Origin of the sequence: Candidatus Chloroploca asiatica, assembly GCF_002532075.1 — a bacterium.
GTDB lineage: Bacteria > Chloroflexota > Chloroflexia > Chloroflexales > Chloroflexaceae > Chloroploca > Chloroploca asiatica.
The window spans coordinates 1-3,583 of sequence record NZ_LYXE01000160.1; the positions used below are offsets into that span (position 1 = coordinate 1).

General features: G+C 53.0%; 7 protein-coding genes. All 7 read right to left on the reverse strand.

Annotation, left to right across the window (positions count from 1 at the left end; genetic code table 11):
• Nucleotides 1-260: 260 nt before the first annotated feature.
• Nucleotides 261-755: a DUF1572 family protein gene (locus A9Q02_RS19465; RefSeq protein ID WP_097654746.1), complete on the reverse strand. Its 495-nt coding sequence runs from the start codon at nt 753-755 to the stop codon at nt 261-263.
• A gap of 356 nt (nt 756-1,111) precedes the next feature.
• On the reverse strand, nt 1,112-1,366 hold the full coding sequence (locus A9Q02_RS19470) for a hypothetical protein (RefSeq protein ID WP_245860752.1): 255 nt from the start codon (nt 1,364-1,366) through the stop codon (nt 1,112-1,114).
• Nucleotides 1,367-1,369: 3 nt separating this feature from the next.
• Nucleotides 1,370-1,939 carry a helix-turn-helix domain-containing protein gene (locus tag A9Q02_RS23905; RefSeq protein ID WP_141509057.1) on the reverse strand — a complete coding sequence of 190 codons (570 nt, stop codon included), beginning with the start codon at nt 1,937-1,939 and terminating at the stop codon, nt 1,370-1,372.
• Between the two features lie 140 nt (nt 1,940-2,079).
• Complete coding sequence (locus A9Q02_RS25430; protein ID WP_172451165.1) at nt 2,080-2,262, reverse strand: restriction endonuclease; 183 nt, start codon at nt 2,260-2,262, stop codon at nt 2,080-2,082.
• Nucleotides 2,263-2,493 (reverse strand): hypothetical protein, encoded by a 231-nt coding sequence (locus A9Q02_RS19480; RefSeq protein ID WP_097654747.1) that lies wholly within the window; start codon nt 2,491-2,493, stop codon nt 2,263-2,265. It abuts the gene before it with no gap.
• A 321-nt stretch (nt 2,494-2,814) separates the two neighbouring features.
• On the reverse strand, nt 2,815-3,162 hold the full coding sequence (locus tag A9Q02_RS19485; RefSeq protein WP_097654748.1) for a type II toxin-antitoxin system PemK/MazF family toxin: 348 nt from the start codon (nt 3,160-3,162) through the stop codon (nt 2,815-2,817).
• A gap of 3 nt (nt 3,163-3,165) precedes the next feature.
• Nucleotides 3,166-3,393 carry a hypothetical protein gene (locus A9Q02_RS19490; protein WP_097654749.1) on the reverse strand — a complete coding sequence of 76 codons (228 nt, stop codon included), beginning with the start codon at nt 3,391-3,393 and terminating at the stop codon, nt 3,166-3,168.
• Nucleotides 3,394-3,583: the final 190 nt, after the last annotated feature.

Below are 3,583 nucleotides of genomic sequence, written 5' to 3' on the forward strand. Positions count from 1 at the left end.
CTCGCGATATAGGGGGTGAGATCAATCTCGCGCTGTTCGCCGTTGGTGAACACCACACGGATGCGTGGGAGCATGAGTGGCGTAGCTGATTGTACGCGAATGAGTTTGGTCATCGATAGATCCCTCCATCGTGGTGACGCACCGGCGCAAAGGTTTGCGGTCGCTCTATGCGTAGCTTTGCGCCTTCGCGCCTCCGCGCCTTTGCGTCAAAAACCGATCTTCAGCGGTATGTGATAGTCCAAGTGAATAAGATCAAAAACTCATTCTTCGCCATCTTGATTTTTCAAAACTGTCGCCAACAAATCAATCTGCCCGATATGATGGGTGGTGTGGAGCAGGTTCCGCAGGATAGCTTTGATCACGCTGTGCGCCTCGTCACGAATGGAGACGGTTTTGGCAAAATCTTCTTCTGTGAGCGATTCGAGGGTTGCGAAGAGGATCTGCCAGCCTTGCTCCCAACGTTCCATGATCTGTGGGCGATTGTCGCTCGCCTCATGCACAAACTCGCGTGGGCGGTGACGGTCAGCCTTTTCACCATCTCTGGTCAAAAAATCAGTCCAACGCGAGATGAAGTTGCCACTAATGTGCTTGATCAAAACAGCAATGCTATTGCTTTCAGCGTCCCCACCCTGTTTCAGGCGGGTAAAAAACGTCGTGTCATCGATGCGGCCTAAGGCTGCATCCGCCATTTGTTTCTGCTCTTGGTACTGCGCAATGACTTCTGCCTTACATTCCATCCAAAAACTGGACATCATTCGGTCTCCTTCTTATTTTGGGTATGAGGATCATCGTCGTCGCTCGTTGCCCTGCGCGGTGCGCGGCGTAGCTACTGCCGCTGCTGCCTTCCGCCATGCGCCACCATGCATCATTGCGTCCCCCACCAGGGCACCCGCAAGGGGTGCCCCTACCGGGGCTGCCTTCCGCCATGCGCCATCTTCGATCGTGGTGATGCACCGGCACAAAGGGTTGCGGTCGCTCGATGCGTAGCTTGGTGCCTTCGCGCCGTTGCGTCAAAAAACCGGTCTTCTTTGCAAAAGGATCGGGGCAGGCGCCGCGCCGTCGCTCAGTCGGAGCGCCATCTTGGGCGTGTACCGATGGCGCACCGCTCACCTTAGCTTGAGCGGTGCGGGATCAGTTTGATCAACCCGCGCAAGGCAGTATTGACCGCCTCACTATCATGAAAATAGGCTTGTACGTCAGGATCAAGGATAACTGCCCCTGCAGGCAATGTATAATCACGTTCTTCCGTTGTCCCATCCGTTTTATGGATCATCACTTTATAGCCACGCTGGTACGCCCGATAGTGTTTGCCCCGAACGCCTTTGCTGAAATCGTATTCTGGTTGCATCTCATCGTCATTGTTCATGCTTTACCTTGGTTTTTCTCTGTTCAGCTGGTCTAACAACCAAAGACACGATAGTTTGATTGGCGTTAATTCATCCACAACACCTTGGTGTTGTTCTTTCTTGATAAGCGCGCGAATACGCTGTGGACTCACGCCCAGACTTGCCGCAACGCTCTTGATACTTATCCTGTTGCGTTCGAGTTCCTGAAGGAGTTCAGCAAGAGCTGTACTTCGTATGTACTGGTTAATTTGTTCTGGTGTAGTAGCAGTACGAACATCCGCTATATGGTATGCCGGAACGGGGGGAATAGTGGTTGCATCAAGGAGGAATGTTCGTGCAAGTGCCTCACAATGATGGCAATATCCATGCTTGCCAATATAGCAACTACATGTGGCATCGATCTGATCATTGTACTCGAATATTGATACACGATACACCCCATGATTGCCTTGCACTTTGGCATAGAGACCATTTCGAAGCGTGAATATGTCAAAGAAGGTATTGATATACTTCTGTGTTTTCGGCGATGGTGCTCCCTGCCAACGGCTCTGTAGTAGCTGGGCAACTGTTTCAGCTGTAGTCGATGGTATCATCTTTCGTCTCGCTATGACTTTCTCAGGTCGCTCGATGCATCGCTTTGCGCCTTCGCGCCTTTGCGTCAAAAACCGAGCTTCTTTGCAAAGGATTGAGGCAAACGCAGCCACTCACGCTTTGTCTGCTCCTCCTCCATCGCTTATTCCTCCTCGAAGTAGTCGAGGTCGATCTTTTTGACGACGTAGCGACTTACTTCGGTGACGCCGATGTCGTCGTCGAGCATGGATTGGGCCAGCGTCTCGCCGTCGATCAGGACGATCTTTTGCTCGATGCGGCTGACGTATTCGCGTGCTTGCTGGGAGAAGATGGACGTTTGCTGGATTTAGCGATCGGATATTTCGGGAATATGCTCATCCTCGTATTTTTCGATCAGCACTCCCATGATGTCCATCAAGGAAGCAAGCGGGTGTGCCTCATTTTCCCCAACGACATCAATCAGGGTGTCGAGGATGGCGACGAGGCGCTCGTAGTCCTGTTCGGTACGGGGGACAAACAGCACCTTCGTCAGTGATGGCCAGACGGATCGGATGGTTTCCATCTCATGCGTCGTCATCGCTTCCTCCTTCCCTTTCCCCTGGTCATACTCGTCGTGCGTCAAAATGGCACGAATGGACAGAGGAATCAGACCACGTCATCGCCAGCAAACAGTAGAAACACAACCCTTCGCGCCTTTGCACCTTTGCGTCAAAAACCGGTCTTCTTTGCAAAGGATTGGGGCAGGCGGGCCAGTACAGGCAGTTACCCAGAAGCGCATCTACCCCTCCGTCGTTGCCAAGAGCATGAAGGTGGTTGTTGCGAGCGCTTTAGTCGCAAACAGGAGACAAGCACGAGGTTTCCCGACCATCACACGTGGGGCGAGTGTAAGTAGATCGCTTTACAAACCCAGGCAATAGCGCACCGCAGCTTCAACCTGTTCCAATGCTTGCCCACTGAGTTTGCCTGCCCGCGTTGACGGAAAGCGGTTCGCATCGAGCGAGCGGATTTGAAAACCCAGGAAGACAGTTTCGATCGGCAGCCCGCTTTCTGCTGGTGCAACCCGCACATTGGTCAGGTAATCGCGTGGCACATTGGCCCCTTTGGTGCCGACTACTACGGTCACAACCAACGGCAGACGATTGATGGCATCAACGGAGATCACCAGCACCGGACGTTGCCCCGCTTGTTCACGCCCTTGCACGGGGGTCAAATTGACGAAGTAGATGTCACCGCGTTGGATACTCATCGCTCATAGTCCATCCTGTTCGGTCACAGCAAACTCAGCGGCGATATGCTGAACCTCCTGCTGGATAGACTCATCGGCAGCCATGGCTGCTAAGTCAGCTTCCTGCACGCGCAAGGGGCGTAGACTGAATTGACGAATGCGATGGGCCAAGCGTTCCATCAACCAAAGCTGCTCGGCAAGCGACAACTGCGCGATGTCAGTCTCGATTCGTTCGAGAGTCGGTGTCGTCATAGATGCCTCTGCTGTGCGCTAACTCATTGTTCCGTCGTATCTGCACAGCAGTATACCACATGGCAGAGCGAGCGGCAGGAGGATGATTTGAGGTACTTTTAATCCTCTTTAGGATGCTTTTTTGGGTGAAGCGACCTCGGAATGCAATCCGAGTTTCGCCCGCACTTCTGCACTCGAAAACGTACGCCCA

Excerpts from the sequence above, each read along its gene's own strand:
- A9Q02_RS19485 (WP_097654748.1), bottom strand. The coding sequence starts at position 3,162 with ATGAGTATCCAACGCGGTGACATCTACTTCGTCAATTTGACCCCCGTG.
- A9Q02_RS19470 (WP_245860752.1), bottom strand. The coding sequence starts at position 1,366 with ATGAACAATGACGATGAGATGCAACCAGAATACGATTTCAGCAAAGGC.
- A9Q02_RS23905 (WP_141509057.1), bottom strand. The coding sequence starts at position 1,939 with ATGATACCATCGACTACAGCTGAAACAGTTGCCCAGCTACTACAGAGC.
- A9Q02_RS19465 (WP_097654746.1), bottom strand. The coding sequence starts at position 755 with ATGATGTCCAGTTTTTGGATGGAATGTAAGGCAGAAGTCATTGCGCAG.
- A9Q02_RS19490 (WP_097654749.1), bottom strand. The coding sequence starts at position 3,393 with ATGACGACACCGACTCTCGAACGAATCGAGACTGACATCGCGCAGTTG.
- A9Q02_RS19480 (WP_097654747.1), bottom strand. The coding sequence starts at position 2,493 with ATGACGACGCATGAGATGGAAACCATCCGATCCGTCTGGCCATCACTG.